Annotated in this window: 18 protein-coding genes; 11 read left to right on the top strand and 7 right to left on the bottom strand. The window is 63.2% G+C overall.

Annotated features, from left to right (window positions below):
* Positions 1 to 165: 165 nt before the first annotated feature.
* Positions 166 to 1098 (top strand): hypothetical protein, encoded by a 933-nt coding sequence (locus ACXAHG_RS04380; RefSeq protein WP_475056076.1) that lies wholly within the window; start codon positions 166 to 168, stop codon positions 1096 to 1098.
* A complete protein-coding gene (gene scpA / locus ACXAHG_RS04375; RefSeq protein WP_475056074.1) occupies positions 1064 to 3193 on the top strand; it encodes a methylmalonyl-CoA mutase in 2130 nt (709 codons plus the stop codon). The genes ACXAHG_RS04380 and scpA overlap by 35 nt, the downstream gene beginning before the upstream one ends.
* Positions 3194 to 3367: 174 nt before the next feature.
* Here the strand turns inward: scpA and ACXAHG_RS04370 are convergent, their stop codons facing one another.
* Positions 3368 to 4015: an imm11 family protein gene (locus ACXAHG_RS04370; RefSeq protein ID WP_475056072.1), complete on the bottom strand. Its 648-nt coding sequence runs from the start codon at positions 4013 to 4015 to the stop codon at positions 3368 to 3370.
* 178 nt (positions 4016 to 4193) lie between these two features.
* On the opposite strand from ACXAHG_RS04370, the gene ACXAHG_RS04365 reads away from it, so the two are divergent.
* From ACXAHG_RS04365 to ACXAHG_RS04335, 7 genes are all read left to right on the top strand, one after another.
* Positions 4194 to 4802 (top strand): VOC family protein, encoded by a 609-nt coding sequence (locus tag ACXAHG_RS04365; RefSeq protein WP_475042358.1) that lies wholly within the window; start codon positions 4194 to 4196, stop codon positions 4800 to 4802.
* The gene (locus tag ACXAHG_RS04360) at positions 4799 to 5320 is read left to right on the top strand and encodes an N-acetyltransferase family protein (protein ID WP_475056070.1); all 522 of its coding nucleotides are present in this window, start codon (positions 4799 to 4801) and stop codon (positions 5318 to 5320) included. The genes ACXAHG_RS04365 and ACXAHG_RS04360 overlap by 4 nt, the downstream gene beginning before the upstream one ends.
* Before the next feature lie 9 nt (positions 5321 to 5329).
* On the top strand, positions 5330 to 6028 hold the full coding sequence (locus tag ACXAHG_RS04355; RefSeq protein ID WP_475056068.1) for a TerB family tellurite resistance protein: 699 nt from the start codon (positions 5330 to 5332) through the stop codon (positions 6026 to 6028).
* Entirely contained in the window at positions 6009 to 7019 is a 1011-nt protein-coding gene (locus tag ACXAHG_RS04350) for an endonuclease/exonuclease/phosphatase family protein (RefSeq protein ID WP_475056066.1), read from the top strand. The genes ACXAHG_RS04355 and ACXAHG_RS04350 overlap by 20 nt, the downstream gene beginning before the upstream one ends.
* A 280-nt stretch (positions 7020 to 7299) precedes the next feature.
* A complete protein-coding gene (locus ACXAHG_RS04345; protein ID WP_039169547.1) occupies positions 7300 to 7557 on the top strand; it encodes a YjhX family toxin in 258 nt (85 codons plus the stop codon).
* A gap of 11 nt (positions 7558 to 7568) precedes the next feature.
* On the top strand, positions 7569 to 8015 hold the full coding sequence (locus ACXAHG_RS04340; protein WP_475056064.1) for a GNAT family N-acetyltransferase: 447 nt from the start codon (positions 7569 to 7571) through the stop codon (positions 8013 to 8015).
* Between the two features lie 64 nt (positions 8016 to 8079).
* Complete coding sequence (locus ACXAHG_RS04335; protein ID WP_475056062.1) at positions 8080 to 8601, top strand: GNAT family N-acetyltransferase; 522 nt, start codon at positions 8080 to 8082, stop codon at positions 8599 to 8601.
* Positions 8602 to 8706: 105 nt separating this feature from the next.
* Here ACXAHG_RS04335 and ACXAHG_RS04330 read toward each other — a convergent pair whose 3' ends face one another.
* Positions 8707 to 9777, bottom strand: a complete 1071-nt coding sequence (locus ACXAHG_RS04330; protein ID WP_475056060.1) for a hypothetical protein — start codon at positions 9775 to 9777, stop codon at positions 8707 to 8709.
* Positions 9778 to 9925: 148 nt separating this feature from the next.
* On the opposite strand from ACXAHG_RS04330, the gene ACXAHG_RS04325 reads away from it, so the two are divergent.
* The gene (locus tag ACXAHG_RS04325) at positions 9926 to 10306 is read left to right on the top strand and encodes a hypothetical protein (RefSeq protein ID WP_475056058.1); all 381 of its coding nucleotides are present in this window, start codon (positions 9926 to 9928) and stop codon (positions 10304 to 10306) included.
* Positions 10307 to 10348: 42 nt separating this feature from the next.
* On the opposite strand, the gene ACXAHG_RS04320 is transcribed toward ACXAHG_RS04325, so the two are convergent.
* The 5 genes from ACXAHG_RS04320 to ACXAHG_RS04300 all read right to left on the bottom strand — a co-directional run bounded on the left by ACXAHG_RS04320 (position 10349) and on the right by ACXAHG_RS04300 (position 16348).
* Entirely contained in the window at positions 10349 to 11941 is a 1593-nt protein-coding gene (locus ACXAHG_RS04320; protein WP_475056056.1) for a Ppx/GppA family phosphatase, read from the bottom strand.
* Positions 11942 to 11993: 52 nt separating this feature from the next.
* Positions 11994 to 12701 carry an HdaA/DnaA family protein gene (locus ACXAHG_RS04315; RefSeq protein ID WP_475042371.1) on the bottom strand — a complete coding sequence of 236 codons (708 nt, stop codon included), beginning with the start codon at positions 12699 to 12701 and terminating at the stop codon, positions 11994 to 11996.
* 5 nt (positions 12702 to 12706) lie between these two features.
* The gene (locus ACXAHG_RS04310) at positions 12707 to 13780 is read right to left on the bottom strand and encodes an AI-2E family transporter (RefSeq protein WP_475042372.1); all 1074 of its coding nucleotides are present in this window, start codon (positions 13778 to 13780) and stop codon (positions 12707 to 12709) included.
* Positions 13781 to 14009: 229 nt separating this feature from the next.
* Complete coding sequence (locus ACXAHG_RS04305) at positions 14010 to 14984, bottom strand: isopenicillin N synthase family dioxygenase (protein ID WP_475056054.1); 975 nt, start codon at positions 14982 to 14984, stop codon at positions 14010 to 14012.
* A complete protein-coding gene (locus ACXAHG_RS04300) occupies positions 14984 to 16348 on the bottom strand; it encodes an FAD-dependent oxidoreductase (RefSeq protein ID WP_475056052.1) in 1365 nt (454 codons plus the stop codon). The genes ACXAHG_RS04305 and ACXAHG_RS04300 overlap by 1 nt, the downstream gene beginning before the upstream one ends.
* A gap of 251 nt (positions 16349 to 16599) precedes the next feature.
* On the opposite strand from ACXAHG_RS04300, the gene ACXAHG_RS04295 reads away from it, so the two are divergent.
* Positions 16600 to 18201 (top strand): BCCT family transporter, encoded by a 1602-nt coding sequence (locus tag ACXAHG_RS04295; RefSeq protein ID WP_475056050.1) that lies wholly within the window; start codon positions 16600 to 16602, stop codon positions 18199 to 18201.
* The last annotated feature ends 15 nt before the right edge of the window (positions 18202 to 18216 follow it).

The raw sequence follows: 18216 nt of genomic DNA, 5'->3' as shown, positions 1-18216 counted from the left end.
TGTGTTGAATATATGCGCGCAGCCGGTAAATGCGACTGTGAATTCCGCAGGTTGGACAAAAAACATCATCGTTAACGGGATAATGAGGGGTTGCCGGCCATGATCGTGCCATTCCCCTTGACCGGGCTGCGGCCTGCGGCCCTCCATCAGAGGTCCCGAAGCACGATGAAAGTGATCCTTCATACCGGCGCGCACCGCTGCGCAACGACGTCGTTCCAGGAATACATGCGCCAGAACGCGCACGAGCTTGCGAAACAGGGTATTGGCTTCTGGGGGCCTTTCCGCACCCGGAACGGGCTGTTCCACGGCATCCAGCCGGGGCCGGCCCCCGTCACCGGCCGCAATCTGGCGCAGCGCGCCCGCGGGCGGCTGCAGATCCAGCTCGGTAAATGCCAGGAGCAGGGCGTGCAGCAGCTGCTGATCAGCGAAGAAAACATGATCGGCACCATCCGCGGCAACCTGCGCCTCGGCGATCTCTACAGCGGTGTGGGGGAGCGGATGGCGCGCTTCTCCCAGGCCTTTGGCCGCACCGTCACCGATGTGGCGCTCAGCATCCGCAGCCTGGACAGCTACTGGACCTCGGCGCTGGCCTATGCGGTGGCGCGCGGCCACCGGGTGCCCAATGCCGCCAGCCTGGACCGGCTGGTGCGGGCGCCGCGCAGCTGGCGCGACGTGATCACCGACATCGCCGCCGCCATGCCGGAGGCGCGCCTGCATGTGCTGCCGTTTGAAACCTTCGGCTCCCGCCCGGAAACGCAGCTGGAGGCCCTGACCGGGGCGGCGGCGCCGCGCACCCACGCCCGGGTGCGCCTCAACGCCTCGCTCTGCCTGCAGGACATGCGCGCCAGCGTGCCGTCCTCGGTTGCGGCCAAACTGCCGGAGGGCACGGGCCGCTGGCGCCCCTTTGACGACACGCAGGCCGCAATTCTGCGGGAGGCTTATGCCGACGACATGATGTGGCTGGCAGGCGGCGCCGATGGCCTCGCTGCGCTGGTTCACGACCCGGATAAACTGGCGGCGGGCACGAACCCGCCCCGTATCGCACTGACAAGAGGAAGACCTGATGACAAACAAAGACGAATGGCGGGCTCTGGCTGAGAAAGAGCTGCGCGGACGGGCGGTTGACGACCTCAACTGGCAGACGCTGGAAGGCATCGAGGTTAAGCCGCTCTACACCGAAGACGACACCAAGGACCTGCCCCATATGGGCACGCTCCCCGGTTTCGGCCCCTTTACCCGCGGGGTGAAGGCCACCATGTACGCAGGCCGCCCCTGGACCATCCGCCAGTATGCGGGCTTCTCCACGGCGGAAGAATCCAACGCCTTTTACCGCCGCAACCTGGCCGCGGGCCAGCAGGGCGTCTCGGTCGCCTTCGACCTCGCCACCCACCGCGGCTATGACAGCGACCACCCCCGCGTGGTCGGCGATGTCGGCAAGGCAGGCGTCGCCATCGACTCTGTCGAGGACATGAAAATCCTGTTCGACGGCATCCCGCTGGACAAGGTCTCGGTCTCTATGACCATGAACGGCGCGGTGATCCCGGTGCTGGCCTCCTTCATTGTCGCAGGCGAGGAACAGGGCCACGACAAATCCCTGCTTGCGGGCACCATCCAGAACGACATCCTGAAGGAGTTCATGGTCCGCAATACCTATATCTATCCGCCGAAACCCTCGATGCGGATCATCTCGGACATTATCGAGTACACCTCGAACGAGATGCCCAAGTTCAATTCGATCTCGATCTCCGGCTACCACATGCAGGAGGCCGGCGCGAACCTGGTGCAGGAGCTGGCCTATACCATCGCCGACGGGCGCGAATACGTGCGTGCCGCCTTGGACGCCGGCATGGACGTGGACAAATTCGCAGGGCGCCTGTCGTTCTTCTTTGCGATCGGCATGAACTTCTTCATGGAAATTGCCAAGCTGCGCGCCGCCCGCACCCTGTGGCACCGGGTGATGACAGAGTTCGGCGCCAAGTCCGAACGCTCCAAGATGCTGCGCACCCACTGCCAGACTTCCGGTGTGTCGCTGCAGGAGCAGGATCCCTACAACAACGTGATCCGCACGGCGTATGAGGCGATGTCTGCCGTGCTCGGCGGTACCCAGTCCCTGCACACCAACGCGCTCGATGAAGCCATCGCGCTGCCCACCGATTTCTCCGCTCGCATCGCCCGCAACACCCAGCTGGTGCTGCAGGAGGAAACCGGCGTCACCAACGTCGTCGATCCGCTGGCCGGCTCCTACTACATCGAAAGCCTCACCAACGAACTGGTCGAAAAAGCCTGGGCGCTGATCGAAGAGGTCGAGGAAATGGGCGGCATGACCAAAGCCGTCGAGAGCGGCATGCCCAAGCTGCGCATCGAAGAAAGCGCCGCCCGCCGCCAGGCGATGATCGACCGCGGCGACGAGGTTGTGGTTGGGGTCAACAAGTACCGCAAGGACAAGGAAGATCCGATCGACATCCTGGATGTCGACAACCACGCGGTGCGCGACGCCCAGATCGCCCGTCTGCAGAAGATGCGCGAGACCCGCGACGAGGCCGCCTGCCAGGCCGCCCTTGATGAACTGACCCGCCGCGCCGCATCGGGCGAGGGCAACTTGCTGGAAGCCGCAGTCGAAGCCGCCCGCGCGCGGGCCTCAGTCGGAGAGATCTCCATGGCGATGGAAAAGGAATTCGGCCGCCACCGCGCGGAAGTCAAAACCCTGGCCGGCGTCTATGGCGCCGCGTACGAGGGCGACGAGGGCTTTGCCGCGATCCAGAAATCGATCGAGGACTTTGCCGAGGAAGAAGGCCGCCGCCCGCGCCTGCTGGTGGTCAAGATGGGCCAGGACGGCCACGACCGCGGCGCCAAGGTGATCGCGACCGCCTTTGCCGACATCGGTTTCGACGTCGACGTGGGGCCGCTGTTCCAGACCCCGGCCGAGGCCGCCCAGGACGGCATCGACAACGACGTGCATGTGATCGGCATTTCGTCCCAGGCCGCGGGCCACAAAACCCTCGCGCCGCAGCTGGTCGAGGCGCTGAAAGCCGAAGGCGCAGGCGACATCATCGTGATCTGCGGCGGCGTCATTCCGCAGCAGGACTACGAGTTCCTGTACTCGAAGGGCGTTAAGGCGATCTTCGGCCCCGGCACCAACATCCCGGAAGCCGCCCAGGACATCCTGCGTCTGATCCGCGAAGCGCGCAGCTGAGCAAAGCAGGGGGGGCTGCCTGCCCCCGCCGCCATTGGGCTTGACCCAATGGCGCCGCAAAAGAGCAGGGGGGCTTCCAGCCCCCCTGACCCCCCGGAGGTATTTCTGACCAGAAAGAAGCGGGAGGATGACCCGTTTGCAATTGGCGTCAAAGGAATAGGGCTTGGGTTGTTCTTAGACCAAGTTTACTTGGCGAAACTCATAAGTTCCTGGCGTCACTGCTTCGATGGCCTCGCGGAAGAAGTCGTCGCAAAACCATTCAGAAGTTTCTGCGTCGCGCAAAAGGTGACGATCAGAAAAGTGGTCTTTCCGAACAAATATTTTTTCGCCTAGGCACGGCGGCAGAAATCTCATGTTTCCAAATCTTGGATTTTTGACAGGCCTCGTCTTCGTGAGCCGATTGTCCAGAAGTGCAGCGGTATTGAATACATTTGCAACGAAGTAAGGAACCGGAACCTCTTTATTGTCGTGTAAGGACCAGAAGTTTCGAATTGGAATGATTTCGCAATTACCTTCTGCAAAGTGCTGAAACACCTCACAAACGCCTTGGCGAGCAAAGGGAGCACCGGTGAAGTGAGCACTCTTGAGGCTCATAAACGTATCGGGCAGATTGTCATTGCGCGCGAAACTCAAAGCCCAATGCGCATCGATCTCATTCCTGATCTCAGCAGGTAGCTGGCCCAAGGGAGCCCTGTCTGCATCAGTGCAATACCAGAAATCCTTGCCCATACCCGACCCAGACAGGCGACGTTCCTTGGTTTCCGACCAGTCCACTCCGGCGGAAATAGCATCCAAACTGGTGCTCAAATGGTAGACTGTCATTAGAATTCTCTCACAAAAGAAGCGGGGTGCTAACGCCGGTAAACAGCAGTGATGCAGGATTACCCTAATCCTAGTGCCTGCCCAATTAGAAGCTTCCCCTATTCCTTCTGCCGACAAATCCCGCCTTGCACCCCGCCGCTGTCCGGCTAGTCTCAGCCCGAAAAAGGGGAGGGCACATATGATACTCGATCACCTGGCCGTGGCAGGCGGAACACTGGAAGAGGCCGTTGCCCATACCGAAGACGCGCTGGGCATCACCCTCAGCCCGGGCGGCCAGCATGCGCGGTACGGTACCCATAACCGGCTGACCGGGCTGGAGGACGGGCTGTACCTTGAAGCCATCGCCATTGATCCCGAAGCCCAGCCGCAGGAGCAGCCGCGCTGGTTCAACTTGGACCGCTTCGCAGGCCCGGCCCGGCTGAACAATTGGATCCTGCGCAGCGGCAGCCTTGAGACAGAGAAACCCCTGCTGCCACCTCATGCGCAGCGCCGCGTGCAAATGCAGCGAGGGGATCTCAGCTGGCTGATGACCGTGCCTTCCGATGGGCTGCTGCCCTATGACAACATCTTTCCCGCCGTCCTGCAGTGGCAGGCAGAGCCGCCCGCAGGCAAGCTGCCGCAATCGGGCTGCCGCCTCAGCCGCCTGATCCTCAGCCACCCGGAAGCAACAGCTTTGCAGAAAGCACTGGACCGGATCATCCATGACCCGCGCATTGCAGTGGAGCAGGGCACGCCTGCAATGATGGCGGAGTTTGATACGCCGCACGGGCCAAGGCAGCTGCGATGATCATCCGCCCCGCAACCGAGGCCGACGCCGAAGCCGTTTGCGCCATCGCCAATTGGGTGATCCGCGATACGCTGGCGACCTTCAACACCATCCCGAAGACCCCTGAACAGGTGCGCCGGCAGATCGCAGCCGGCAACGGCGCCTATCTGGTGGCCGAAAAAGACGGCGGCATCCTTGGCCATGCGCATTTCTTCCCGTTCCGCTCCGGCCCCGGCTACCGTTTCACTGCGGAACACACTATCCACCTGCTGCCCGCCGCCCAGGGGCAGGGTGCCGGCCGCCGCCTGATGCAGGCACTCGAAGATAAAGCCAGGCAAGCGCAGATCCACGTGCTGATCGCCAGCGTAAGCAGCGCCAACCCCGCGGCAATCGCCTTTCACGCTGCCCTTGGATATGCGGAGACCGCCCGGATGCCGGAGCTTGGCTGCAAGAACGGCCGCTGGCTCGACACTGTTTTCATGCAGAAAATCCTGACGCCGGGTATTCCCGCCCCTGACAGTGCCGCCAATCCCGGATAGGCTGATACCATGTCACTTTGGACCCGCATATCCGACGCGCTGGCCGCGCTTGCCGCAGGCGAGAGCCTCACAGACGTCTTTGACAAGCTGCGCGCGCCGCCCGAACGCACCGTGGCCTTTGCCATCGCCGTCATCGCGCTTGGCGCCAAGATGGCCAAGGCCGACGGCCAGGTCACCCGCGACGAAGTCACCGCCTTCCGCGAGGTGTTCCAGATCGCCCGGGATGATGAGGCCGGCGCCGCGCGCGTCTTTAACATGGCGCGCACCGATGTTGCGGGCTACCAGGAATACGCCCGCCGCATCCAGGCCATGTTCGCCAATGACCCGACCACGCTGTGCGACCTGATGGAGGGGCTGTTTCACATCGCCATGGCGGATGGTTTCTACCACCCCGGCGAAAACGAGTTCCTGGAGGAGGTGAGCCGCATCTTCGGCCAAAGCCCGCAACAGTTCCAGGCCTTGCGCGCGCGATTTGTTCCCGATGCGCCCAAGGACCCCTACACCGTGCTGGGCGTCTCGCCTGAGATGACCCGCGACGAGATCCGCAAGCACTGGCGCAAAATGGTGCGCGACACCCACCCGGACGCAATGATCGCCCGCGGCGTGCCAGAGGAGGCGGTGCGGCTGGCAGAGAAGCGGATGATCGATATCAACCGCGCCTGGGATGAAATCAGCGGGTGCGGCGGCAATGCGGCTGGCCACGTATAACATCGAATGGTTCGCCTATCTGTTCGATAAGGGCGACAGGCTGATGCTGGACGCCAAGCCCTCGGGCGTGCACGGGGTGGACCGCTACACGCAAGGCCGTGCCATCGCCCATGTGCTGCAACATATTGATGCGGATGCCATCTTGGTTGTCGAGGCGCCGAACACCGGGCGCAGCCAGCGCACCACCCGGGCGCTGGAAAACTTTGCGGCGGAGGCGGGCCTGCGCGCGCGTGAGGCGGTCAGCGGCTATCCGACAGACACCTACCAGGAAATTGCCCTGCTTTATGATCCGGACCGGCTGAACGCGGTGCATGACCCGCGGTCCAGCAAAACAGCGCCGCGGTTTGACGGGGTGTTCGAAATCGACCTCGACGTGGATGAGCGTCTGGACCAGGTCGTGTTTTCCAAGCCGCCGCTGGAAATGGCGGTCACAACCCGGGGCACCCCAGGCAAGGCAGGGACGGAACTGCGGCTGATCGGCGCCCATCTGAAATCCAAATCCCCGCATGGCGCCAAGACCCGCGATGAGATCACCGCAGTCTCCATTGCTAACCGGCGCAAGCAGCTGGCGCAGGCGATCTGGCTGCACCGGCGGGTGGCGGAGCATGTGCAGGCGGGTGAGCATGTGGCGGTGCTGGGCGATCTGAACGACGGCCCCGGCCTGGACGAATACGAAAAGCTGTTCGGCCAGTCCTCGGTTGAGATTGTCATGGGCGAATTGCTGAACGATCCCAATGCGCAAAGCCTTCTGCAGCCCCGCGCGGCCTCCTTGCCCAGCACCTCGCGGTTTTACAACCCGGAAACCAAACGCTATTTCCGGGCGCTGCTGGACTATGTGATGATCTCGCAGAGCCTGATGGCGCGGCGGCCGCAATGGCGCATCTGGCACCCGTTCGAGGATGCAGAATGTTATGCGAATGAGGAATTGCGCCAGGCGCTGCTGGACGCCTCCGACCATTTCCCGGTCACGCTGGATATCGCGCTGGACTGAGGGGGCAGGGGCCGCCAGGCCCAACCGGCAGCAGCCTGCACAGCGTCACCGGCGGCCAGGGCAATTTCATGCACTCCGGCTTGACAGATTTAGTTTCCCAACTTAGATGAACGCCGCACGAGGGGCGTGATGCCTCTTGAAATGGAGATTTTATGAAAGAGTCCCGGGCCTAACGCCCGTTCCTGGCGAACCTCACAGGAACACCGACAAAGATAGGCACACTCACGCGCAGACGCTGAGTGAACCTGTTTCTGTGCTTTCATAAAATCGAGACATCCCAATGAACATCTCAAAGCACGAGCAACGTGTTTTGCATGAACTCGCCCTGGGCGGCGAGATTAAATACGCGCGCGGCGACAACGGAAAAGTGCATTCTGTTCAGTGTTTTACACGCGACGGCTTTGTCCTCTCCGCCTGCACGATGGACGTGTTCAAGCGCCTGAAAGACAAGCGCTTCATCAAGTCGAAGAACGGCAGCCCCTATCGCATCACGCATTTAGGGAACCAATCCGTGCGCGCGCAAATGAACCAGCGGTAGGACAGAAGAAGATGACAGGTAACACGTTCTCTATCCGCCCCTATCATACCGATGACACGGATGCGGTGATTGCCGTCTGGCAACAGGCCAACGCGCTCGCGCATCCGTTCCTCAGCCCGGACTTCGTGGCAGAGGTGCAGCAGGCCATGCGCAGCATCTACCTGCCCAATGCGGAAACCTGGGTGCTGGAGGAAGCAGGCACCGTCATCGGCTTCATTGCTCTCATTGGCAATGAAATCGGCGGCCTGTTCCTGGACCCGTCCCGGCACGGCAGGGGATACGGCAAGGCGCTGGTCGATCATGCGGTGGCCCTGAAAGGGCCGCTGAAGGTCGAGGTCTTTCGCGACAACACCATCGGGCGGCCGTTCTATGAACGCTACGGCTTCGAATTTGCCGGCGAGGAGCTTCACGAACCCTCCGGGCAGGCGAGTTGGAAGATGACGATGCCCGGTGCCTGACCTCCCTTCAACAGGCCGTCCCTTGCGCGGGGCGGCCACGCCATTCATCCAAAGGAGACCAGAAATGGACAACATGGAAAAAGAAAATATCATCGACGTTCACCGCCGTGCCTTCGGCCCGGAAGAAGGGCCGGAAATTGCAAAACTTGCGGAAAGCTTCCTTGATCACCCGGACACCATCTCGATCAGTGTCAGCCGCGATGGCAAGATCGCGGGCAACGTTCTGTTCACGCCGTTTTTTTTCCAGGAGCACCCCGGCACAAAATGCTGCCTGCTCGCACCCTGCGGCGTGTTGCCGGAGTATCAGGGCCATGGCGTGGGCAAGGAGCTGATGGAAACGAGCATCAGCCACCTCAGGTCCGCGGGGTTTGACGCAGTGTTCGTGCTGGGCGTCCCCACGTTCTATCCCCGCTACGGCTTTGTCCCGACGGACAAGCAGACGCCGTACCCGGATCTGCTGACCATGCCGGAATCCTGGATGGCACTGGAACTGACCGCCGGAACAGTCGCAAAGCTGAGCGGCAAGACAACGGCGATCCCTGAGTTCATGCAGCCAGCGATGTGGGACACCTCCGCGTACGGCTAAGCGCAGAAGCCCAGCCTCCGAACGCTGCAGGGCTTCATCCCCTGCAAAACGGCGGTGTGCCCCAACCGCGTTCCACAGAAGGCCGGTGCCAAATGCGCGCCGGCCTCACTTCTCCAGCTTGAACCGGCTTGGGTCGGGGTTCATCTTGTTGACCAGCTTCTTCGCCCGTTTCTCCAGATCCGCGTCCAGCTTCTTGGTTGCTTCATCGGTCTTGGCCTTAATGGCTTTCTTGTCGGGCTTCTTGTCCTTGGCTTCGGCCTTGGCATCCTTTTCGGCCTGCTCCTTGGCCTTCTTGCGCTCCTCATCGACCTTGGCCTTGGCCGCTTTGAACTTCTTGTTGAACAGGGATTTGTAGTTCGACTCGATTTCAGTGTTCCGCTTCAGCTTCTTGCCCTTTGCCAGGCCCTCAGTCAGGGCGACATAGTTCGCATAGTTTTCCACACAGGCCTTGACCTCTGCATCGCTGCGACCGGGGCGGGTTTTCTTGACTACATCCGCCTTGCCAACGCCCCCCTTCACGGCCTTGCGCGGCAGTTCCACATGCCAGGGATCATCCGGTGCCAGGTCCGGCTTTTTGCCGCCCCAGTTTGCCAGCTTGGCGCTTTTGACGGCATCGGACCATTCCTTGGCAAAATCCGCATAGGACATGATCCCCCAAATCTCTTTCTTCTCGTCGAGATGATCGGCGTGGGAATACTTCGCTGGAAAATACGTCAGCAGGTTGGTCTTCTTGTGCGGCACGGTTTTCGACTTGCCGGCCCGGGTCGCCGTGACCGGAACATGGATCGCAGCGCGCCGCATATGGGCCGAGGAGCAGGTGCTGGACCAGCCCTTGATCGCGTAATAGGCCTGCTCACTGGCGGTTCTGAGCCCGCTGCTTTCGACATTGCCGCTGATGGCCGCGCTGAAACTTGGAATGCGCTTTTCCAGCTCCGCTTTTTTCTTGGCCAGTTCCTTGGCGTCCGGCTTGCCGCCCTTGGCCTCTTTCTTGGCCTTCTTCTCCAGCTCGGCCGTGGCCTGTTTCACCGCCTCTTTCCTGGCTTTGGTAAAGGCCGCGTTCAGCTTTGGAACCAGCTTGCCGGCCCGCTCGCGCACGGTTTTGGCCAGCTCATCGGTCAGCTTCTTGGTATCATCCTTCTTGTCCGCTGCCTTGGCTTCGGTCTTTGGAGCACCCATCGTGACTCGCCTCCTGATCTGACGATCCCCGGCAGAGGTTTGCGTCAAACAGGGTAGTTGCCGCCCCCGTAGGCAGGCAACAATAATGTTGCGCCGCCGTCGCAGTCTTCCCCTGTTACACCCCGCTTCAGCCCCCTATATTGGCCCCATGAAACAGATCCTTCTGCCCGCCGCCCTCATTGCCATTCTGTCCGCGCCGCTTTCTGCCCAGGAAGCGGGAGAGGAGGGCAATGGCTCGTCGCTGATGGAGCGCGGGGCGGAGCTGTTCTGGGAAGGCCTGCGCCAGGAAATGGCGCCTGCGCTTGAAGACCTGCAGGGCATGATGGAGGAGATCGGCCCCTCGATGGGCGCTTTCCTGGCCGAGATGGGCCCTGCACTGGCGGATATTGCCGAACAGGTGGAGGACTGGAGCGCCTATGAGCTGCCGGAAATCCTGCCCAACGGCGATATCATCATCCGCAAGAAGCCCAAGGACAACGCGCCCGCCAAGGAAGACAAGAGCGGCGAAGAGGGCGTCACCGAAATCTGACGCCACCCGGCGGGGGCGCCGGTCAGCGGCGGACCTTTGGTCTCAGCCTGCCTCGCCCCCGGCTTCCGGCGCAGGCTTGACAAAGCGCAGGTCGATCTCCGCATCCAGTGCCTTGGCCAGCGACTTCAGCCGCGATTCCGCCACTTCGCCATACAGCGGCCGCGCCGCGTCCGGCAGGTCCACATGCAGCACCCGTTTGCGCGGCTGCCAGCGCAATGACCCGATCTCGCCGCTGCTGGTGACCATCAGCATGGCGCCAAAGCGCATCGCCTTGCCCAGCACCTCGGCCTCATGCTGGCCTTTTTCCTCCAAAAGGCCATAGAGATACTCGAAACTGCTGCCGTTCCGCTTGTTGCTGTAGCGGTGCAAAAGCGCCAGCCCCAGGAACACCCGTTCGGAATGTTTGAGCCCGCCCAGGTTGGCGCGGGTGGCGTTGTCGAAACAGACCTCTGCCCGGTAGTCGGGATGCGCCCGCCAGCTGACGTCATGCAGCAGGCAGGCCGCCTTGACCAGCCGCCGCTTGCTGTGTTTGGCGCCGCTGAAAAGCGGGCTCACAAAATCATACAACGTTTTGCCAAAGCCGGGTACGCGGGCGTCCTTCATCTCGGCAAAACGCGACGCCTCGACCAGCGGGTCGCGGGCGCGCAGCCGCTGCGGCATCTGCTCATACAAGAGCCCCTCGCGGATGCCATAGCTGGAGACCGCGATGTCCTTGGGCTTGAAGGTATGGATAAGCCGGGTCAGCACGTCGATCGCATAGGGCACCAGCGACATCCGGCTGGAGGAGATGCCGCAGGCCTCGCGCAGCTTGGCCAAGTCGTGTTTTTCGATGTATTTCGCGGTTTCGCGCAGGTCGCTGGCGCTCATCCGGTATTCGTGCAGCACCTTCAGCGGATAGCCGCGGCGGTGCATGTCGATGCGGGCAATGGCGCGCCAGCTGCCGCCGACCAGGAACAGCCGGTCGCGCTGCGCGCCCATTTCGCCGCGCAGCTTCTCTATTACCTCTTTGATATAGGCCTTGCGCCCCTTGCGCCCGCCCTTGATGTCGCGCAGCTTCAGCGGCCCCAGCGGCGACGTCACCCGGCGGCCGACAGAATTTTCCTGGATCTCCGCCAGCTCCATTGACGAGCCGCCGATATCGCAGACCAGCCCGTAGGCGCCGGGCCAGCCCAGAAGCACGCCCTGGGCGGAAAGCCGCGCCTCTTCGCGCCCGTCGATTACATGGATCTTCAGCCCGGTCTCGCGCAGCACCTCGGCGCAGAACTCCGGCCCGTCCTTGGCGTCGCGCACCGCGGCGGTGGCAACGGCAGAGAGCGGCGGCAGCCCCATGCCCTGGGCCAGATGCTGGAACCGGCGCAGGGCCGACAGCGCGCGGGCGCGCCCCTCCGGGTTCAGGCGGCCAGATTCCGACAGGCCGGCCCCCAGCGCGCACATGATCTTTTCGTTGTAGAAGTAGGCCGGGCTGCGGGCGGCACCGTCGAACACCACCAGGCGGACCGAGTTGGAGCCGACATCGACCACCCCCACCCGCGACAGCGCCCGGGCCTTGGGGTCATCAAAGATCGGACGCCCGAAGGGGCCCCAATCAGTTGCGGCGGCGGTGGCAGCGGCGGCGGGGTCCTGGGACAGGTTCATGAGGGCTCCGTCTTGCGATCCGCGGTCAGGATGGGGCATGGGCGGGCAGCGGTCAACAGCTTGCGGATGCGTCATTTTCTGCGGCCTCTTCGCGCACCTCGGACAGTGCCCGCACCGCCAGGGGCCGGGTCAGGCTGCGTTTTTCCGCCAGCGACAACTGGTCCAGCCGCCGCACGATCTGCGCCGCAGCCGCAAAGGAGCGGTCCATATGCGCCACCAGATAGGGAATCACATCCGGTTTCGGGGTGATCTGGCGGTCGTTGAACAGCTTGGCCAGCACCACTGCCAGCAATTGGTCGTCAGGCGGCTGCAATTCGGCATGGGTGGCGGCCTGCACCCGGCTTTGCAGGTCGGGCAGGCTGAGACCCCACAGGTTGGGGGCGCCCTGGCCGGTCATCACCAGCGAATGGCCGCCCGCCAGCACCAGGTTATGCAGGTGGAACAGGGCGTTCTGCCGGTCTGCGTCATCGGCGATCTGCGGCACGTCCTCGACCACGACCGGGCCTTGCGCCAGCTCCGGCACGGTGTCTTCGCTCAGGCTGGCGGCGGGGATGATGCGGGCGCCGGTCTGGCTGGCCCAGACATGCGCCAGGTGGGTCTTGCCCGCGCCCTTGGGGCCGGTCAGCACCAGTTTGCCGCTGGGCCAGGCGAACTGCGGGTCCAAGAGCGCCACCGCCATCGCGTTGGAGGGCGCGACAAAGAAATCCTCCCGCCCCAGCGCCGGTTTCGCCGGGAGATCAAAGCTCAGCTGCTGTGCCATATGCCTTATTCCGATCCCGCATCACGGTGTCCAAGCCCCTGGTACAGGCGGCTGTTCAGGTATTGCTCTGTCAGAAAGCGGGCAATCACACCCAGGGCCGCAGCCACCGGCACGGCGACCAGCATACCGACAAAGCCGAACAAGGCGCCAAAGACCGACAGGGCCAGCAGCAGCCACACCGGATGCAGCCCGACAGAGCCGCCCACCAGCTTGGGGGTCAGAAAATTGCCCTCTGCCACCTGGCCGATGGCGAAGATGATACCGACCAGTCCAATCGACACCCAGTCGCCCCAAAACTGGAACAGCGCCAGGCCTATGGCCAGCGCGCCGCCGATCAGGGCGCCGAGATAGGGGATAAAAGTGATGAGCCCCGCGATAAAGCCGACCGCCAGGCCAAAGTTCAGCCCCACCAGCATCAGCGCCACCGCGTAATAGGTGCCCAGGATCAGGCAGACCGTGCCCATGCCGCGGATGAAGGACGCCAGCACGGCGTCGATCTCGCCCGCGATGCGGCGGATCACCGGCTGGTGGTCGCGCGGCAGCAGCTCGTCGATGCGTTCGACCATCCGGTCCCAGTCCAAGAGCAGATAAACCGCCACCACCGGCACGATCACCAAGAGCACCACGATGTTCAGGAAAGACGCCGCACCGCCCAGCACCGATTGCAGCATCCCCACCGCGCGCGACTGCAATGTCTGCGCAAAGGAGGTCACTGCCTGGTGAATGCGGCTGTTTTCCTCAAAGACCGAGGGGAAATGCTCGATCGCAAAGGCGCGCGCATCGCGCACCAGCTGCGGCAGCACCTGTGCCAGGTCGATCATCTGCGCAATCAGCGTTGGCACCACCAGCACCAGCAGCAACAGGAAGATCAGCAGCGCCCCCACGGTTATGGTGGCCGTGGCGCCGGTGCGGCTCATGCCCCAGGCCTCCAGCCGGTCGGCGACCGGGTCGATCATATAGGCGATGGCGGCGCCGAGGATGAAGGGCATCAGCACATTGCCAAGCGCCCACATCACCACCGCAAAGACGATGGCGGCAATGCCCCAGTATTTCAGCTGTTTCTTCGCTGGTAGCGCCATGGTCTGCGTGCCGCCTCTGGTCCGTTTGCATCAGGATCTTGGCGCCAGTCTTTCCTGATGGGGCAGGGGCTTGCAAGGGGGCAGGGCAAATCCCCTGTGGGCAAGGCGGGGATAAGGCGGAAAAGGCCGGGGGCAACTGGGGGATAGCAACCGCCGGGCCGCAGGCCGGGCAGCGCCCGCCCTCACAGTGTGGGCGGGCGCTCCGCCCCTTCCAGGGCGGGGTGTTTCCCTAACTATGGATCGTGCCCAGCTCCGGCGTGTCTTCGCCCGCGTCCTCATCCGGCCAGTTGGTGCGCCAGATCTCTGCCGACCAATGGCCGCAATGGACCGCGGGGCGCTCAAACCCCGCAACCGGCGGCAGCAGCGGCTGCACCACCACGTCATGGCGCGGCACCGCGAAATAGGGGAAGGAGTAGCGCTCCCGCCCGCTCTTGTTCACCACCCGGTGCGGGGTGGAGACCAGCCGCCCGCCGGACCACAGCTCCAGCATGTCGCCGATATTGACGACAAAGCCGCCGGGCGGGCAGTCCGGGGTGATCCAGCCGCCATCCCGGGTCTGCACCTCCAAGCCCCCCACCGGGTCCGGCGCGATGATGGTCAGCGCGTCGGTGTCCTTGTGCGGGTGGATGCCGAACCCTTCCTCCTCCGGCGCCTGCGGCGGGTAGTGCAGCAGGGTCATGTTGGTCAGGGGATCGCGGAACGGGTCTTGAAAGGCCGCCGGGTCCAGCCCCAGCCCCTCTGCCAGCGCCCCCAGCAACAGATGGAACACCCCGTCCAGTTCAGCCCAATAGCCCAGGATCACCTCTTGCGCCTGCGGCACCTCAACCGGCCATCGGTTGGGGCCATAAAGCGCGCAGGCGGCGCGGATGGGGGCGTCAACCGCCACCTCATGGTGCAGCTTGTAACCCTCGTATTTGTCCGCGGTGCCCGAGCCATCATTGGGCGTGAAGAATCCCATCGGGATAAACCCGCGGTAATTGTCCCGGGTAATCGCCTGATCCCATTTGGATTTCTCCTCCACAGCAAAGATCGCCCGCACCGCGCTGCGCACCGCCTCCACGGTCTCCGGCGCCACACCGGTGCCGGTGATCGACAGGAACCCGATGTCCTCGGCCGCGGCCAGAATGGCGCGGATGGTGTCCTGCCGCTGCGGGTGGTCCGCTGCGCGCAAGGGGGAGATGTCGATGGTGGGAATGCTTTGCATCAATGGATCCTCACGCCCTGGCGTTTCAGCTCTGCCTGCACGGCGGTGATGTCCACCGCGTCAAAGCCGCAGTCCGCCTTCACCGACAACGCCGCGGCAATGCCCGCGCCCTGGCCCGCAACCGCGCAGCACGCCATATTGCGGGTGGCGGCATGGGCGATCTTGTCGCCGCCGATGGCGCGGCCGGTCACCAGCAGCCCCTCCACCCCCTTGGGCAGCATCGAGCGGTAGGGGATCTGCATGTAGCGCCCGGTGGTGGGCAGGATCAGCACCCCGTAGCCGTCGATGAACTCAGGATAAATCCCGATGGTGTCCTCGAACCGTCCCTGATGCCGTGTCTCGTCTTCGGTGATGTTATGCACCGCGTCGATCTTGCGGGTGTCGCGGATGCCGATGGTCATGCCGAAGTTTCGCAGCCGCGCGCCCTCGCAGCCCGGCGTATAGGCGCGCAGGGCGTCAATCGCGTGCATCGCCTGATTGCGCCCCTCGATCTCGCCCCGGGTCATGCTGTCGGGGTCGGTGCCGTCGATGCCCGCCAGATGCACCAGGTTCATATAAGTCATCTCGCCACTGTCATGCACCGCGCCCCAGGTGCCGCCGATGGTATTCAAGTGCGCCGGAATCACCCCGTCGCGGATCGCCTGGCCAAAGGGTTTCGCCAGGAAGGGGGAGAACATCCCGTCTTCCTTGCCGGAAGTCTCCACCTGCCATTCGCCGGTCGACCAATTGGCATAGGTCTGCGGATCGGCCTTCACGCCCTCCATGAACTTCTGCTTGTCGACACCGGCAATATGAAACATGACCGAGGCCGCCTGCATTTCCTCTACCGGGGTTTTCACGCAAGGCGCCCCCATCATATGGGCAATATCGGCGTCGCCGGTGGCGTCGATCACCCGTTTCGCCAGCACCGCCTCGCGGCCTGCCTTGCTCTCGACAATCACGCCGGTGATGCGGCTGCCCTCGCGGATCGGCGCCACAAAGACCCGGTGCAGCATCGGGTGGATGCCGGCCTCCTCGACCAGTTTATCGGCCACCAGCTTGAATCCCTCGCTGTCCAGCTCATAAGACAGCGACTGGCTCTCCGGCACCGCCGCCCCCATGGCCTTGGCGCGTTCCTCGAACTCCCAGCCGATGCCATGCGCCTCCACCGTCTGCTCATGCCGGTACCAGGCAAAGCCCTCGACGCCCACAGTGGTGATATTGCCGCCAAAGCAGCCGAAGCGGTCCATAAGCGTGACCTCGACGCCCGCCCGCGCCGCAGCCAAAGCCGCCGCCAGCCCGCCGGGGCCGGAGCCCACCACCAGCACCTCGGTTTCATGAATGACCGGAATCTCGCGTGCCGGCTCTAGAATGGTCTTGGCCATGTCTCTCTCCCCTGTCCCTGCTCTCCCTTGTCCCAGAGAGCGGTGTTTCCGGTAACAGTTTCGAATCTTGAACAGCGGTTCAAGTTCTTTTGCGACGCGCTGTCGCAAATGCGGCACCGGGCGGGCAGGCGGAGGTGGTCCGATTGCGCCGGATGCAAGGGTGAAAACCCGCGCCCGGCCGGGCAAATTAGGTGATTTCCAAAATTAATGCGACACTTGGCGGATAGTTAACGAGTGAGAGGGGAGGCGTCATGCCTGAGACAAAGAAAATGCTCGATCCCGACCCAAGGGTTTGGGACTTCGAGACGGAGTATGAGCTGGGACAGGACAACATCCGGCCCTTCGGCCTGGATATCCATAACCCGGTGTTCCTGATTTCCAGTATCCTGATCGCCGCTTTCGTGCTGATCGCGCTTGCCAACCAGGAAGCGGCAGCGGCTTTCTTTGGCTGGCTCAGGCCATGGCTGACCAGCACTTTTGACTGGTTCCTGGTTTTGTCGGTGGATGCCATCACCCTGTTCTGCCTGGCACTGATCATCCTGCCGGTGGGGTCGGTGCGGATCGGCGGCCAGGATGCCAAGCCGGATTATTCCTACGCGGGCTGGATCGCGATGATGTTCGCGGCCGGCATCGGCATCGGCCTCTTGTTCTTTGGCGTGCTTGAGCCGGTCTACTACAACTTCTCCGAAGGCGGCGCGGCGCGGCCCTTGAATATCGACGCCACCCTGCCGGGCAATGAATACATCGGCATTGTCGGCACCATCCACCATTGGGGGCTGGAGGGCTGGGCGGTCTATGCCGCTGTTGGCCTGTCGCTAGCGATCTTCTGCTACAACCTCGATCTGCCTTTGACCCTGCGTTCGGCGTTTTATCCGATCCTGGGCGAACGGGTCTGGGGCTGGTGGGGCCATGCCATCGACACGCTGGCGGTCTTTGCGACGCTGTTCGGGCTGACCACCTCGCTGGGCCTCGGTGCACAGCAGGTTGCGGCCGGGCTTTATGAGGTCTTTGGCATTGAACCCAGCCCGACGGTGGTCGTGCTACTGATCATCGGCATCACCGCGATTGCGCTGGGCTCGGTGCTGATGGGCATGGACGCCGGTGTCAAACGGCTGTCGGAGATCAACATGGTGATGGCGGTTTGCCTGTTCATCTTTGTCATTCTGGTCACCGGCATCGGCACCGCAATTGCGCGGTATTTCAACGTGATGGTGGACTATGTTCAACTGCTTCCGGCGCTCTCCAACCCGTTCGGGCGCGAGGACACCAGCTACTTCCACGGCTGGACCACCTTCTATTGGGCCTGGTGGATTGCCTGGTCGCCCTTTGTCGGCATGTTCATCGCCCGCATCTCCAAGGGCCGCACGGTGCGCGAATTCGTGCTCTGCGCGCTGATCGCCCCCACAGCGGTTTGCGCCCTGTGGATGTCGACCTTTGGCGGCGGCGCCATCGACATGCTGAACGCCGGCGGCGCCGAGGGCGTCAAGGCCACAGTGATCGACAGCTACAAGCCTGAGGGTGCGCTGTTCGGCTTCCTGAAGGAGCTGCCGCTCTATTCGATCGTCGCGCCGATTTCTCTGGTGCTGATCGTGATCTTCTTTGTGACCTCATCGGACTCCGGCTCGCTGGTGATCGACACGATCACGGCGGGCGGCAAGATGGACGCCCCGGTGATCCAGCGGGTGTTCTGGTGCACGCTGGAGGGGCTGGTGGCAATTGCACTGCTGCTCGGCGGCGGATTGTCAGCGCTGCAGGGGGCTGCGGTCTCCACCGGCATCCCCTTCACGCTGGTGGTGCTGATCATGTGCTACTGCCTGTGGCTGGCGCTGCGGGCCGAGCGGGCGAAGATGTGATCTGAGAGAACAGCG

Source organism: Leisingera sp. ABD4_442 (assembly GCF_056160905.1).
Note: the sequence above shows the minus strand (reverse complement) of the source record. Positions and strands in the feature narration are given on the sequence as shown.